This is a genomic window from Mucilaginibacter sp. P4_E8, from assembly GCF_056401495.1.
Window position 1 is genome coordinate 1 of the sequence record NZ_JBFUJG010000340.1, and the last position, 1,893, is coordinate 1,893.

The 1,893-nt window shown below is 45.8% G+C and carries 1 protein-coding gene; it reads right to left on the reverse strand.

From position 1 onward, the window contains the following. Positions 1 to 111: 111 nt before the first annotated feature. A partial coding sequence (locus AC1DRQ_RS31175) for a discoidin domain-containing protein (protein ID WP_477429963.1) occupies positions 112 to 1,893 on the reverse strand: 1,782 nt, incomplete at its 5' end.

The following is a 1,893-nucleotide window of genomic DNA, read 5'->3' on the forward strand; positions in this document are numbered from 1 at the left end:
AAATTATATCGTTCACAGCACCAATGCCAATCTTAAAAAAGCCCTTTATTTTACTATTGAATATTTCCTGTTCTGTCGCAAAACAGGTATTCCATAAATTATTAGATAAATCTATTGTTTAATAATCCCTAATTCAGCAACCGATACTCCTTCTCCATGGTTTGTATGCAACGCCGTAAATTTAAAATAACGGGCCTGTACCGGTTCTTTTAGTATAACCAGTTGCTGAACCGGATTAGCTTCCATATTTGAAAACACCCCTTCCCGGGCAAGTTTCCAGTCTTTACCATTATCACTGGTATAAAAGCGGTACTCATCAATAATTCCAGCAACTTTATGATCCTGCCGGGGCAAATAGGTAAAGGCTTTTATGAGTTGCGTTTTACCCATATCCACAGCCGCCTCCTGCGGGAACGGCAAGCCTGCATTTAGCGTATCCCAGTTTGTACCCTCGTCCTCATCAATTACAAACCCGGCATGAGTGCCGGCCGGGGCTTGTATAATGCTCCAGCCCTTTTTACTTGCACCGAATATCTGCGTACTAATATCGCCTGCAAGGTTTTCACCGTTAAAGCACCTGGCCTTAACCGTACCTCCATCGGGGAGCGCAAAGGGCTGGCTATAAAGGGGCGAACTTAAAACAGGATCATCCCCGTTCAGCGTATAGTGTATAGCTGAACGGCTATCATCTGATTTAAGCTGAACCATGCCTGATTTTTCTCTGATAATCACCGGGGCTTTTAAGTGCAGTGGTTCTTTATACAAGCCAAAATCGCTCAGAACAATGCAAACCGGCGACCCGGTGATGCGCAGCCTTACTTTACTTGCGGTGATATTATTGGGCAACCTGATGAGCCTGTTGGCACCTATGCTGGTAGCTGTTGCAATTTCTTTCCACTCCCCGTTTAGCATAACATCTATTGCTATTGATTCAACGCGCTGGCCCAGTTTTATATTTTCGCGCAAACGGATCACATTAAATGTTTTTAGGCCGCTTAAATTCAGGGTAAGTTCGGGCTGTGTTACCTTGTTGTCGGTAGCCCAATAGCTATACCGGTCGTTATCTAACAAAAACTGCGGACCAAATTTAGCGTTGTTATTTCCACGCACATTACTTGCTTTTAGTTTGGCACCCTTTGCAAGGTTAACAGCAAATGTTTGCTTTAAAAGATCTCCAAAGGCTTTTAACGAAGTTACATCTGCCTGGTCAAGCAAGCCTTTTTGATTAGGAGAAMGGCCCAGGTCAAGATCGGCCCCGCGACCAACACTTTCGTAATACAGATCAAGCAGCTCTGATGGCGTTTTTACCTGCGGATTTTGTGATGCATGGTAAAACCATCCTGGCCTTAACGGTACATCACACTCTGCCGGCATCCAGTATTTGCCGTTACGTGTACCTTCGGTGGCTTCTTCAGATTTAACATAGCCGTTTGCCGGTTTTTTACCTTCCTCCGGTGCGTGAGGCGTATAAGTAGCCCAGCAAGTTTCGCCCGCGTGACCAAACTCATTACCCACCCAACGGGCATCGGGCCCTACATCACCAAAAATAAAGGCACCCGGCTGCATTTTACGGGTAATGGCCCAGGTATTGTCCCAATCGTAATAGGTGGTGCGGTCAATGCTCCGTGTTTCTTTTGCCCCGCCGTAATAGCCGTCGCCCCCATTAGCGCCATCGTGCCATGAGGCAAATAATGGCCCGTAATTGCTATAAAGCTCCTTTAACTGGGCACGGTAAATTTGCAGGTACTCCGGTTTGCCATAATGAGGATTATTTCTATCCCAGGGCGAGCAGTAAACACCCAGTTTCATACCAAGCTGGCTGCAGGCTATTTGATATTCCTTCAAAATATCGCCCTTGCCTCCCTTCCAGTTACTTTGTGAAATGTTATGGCT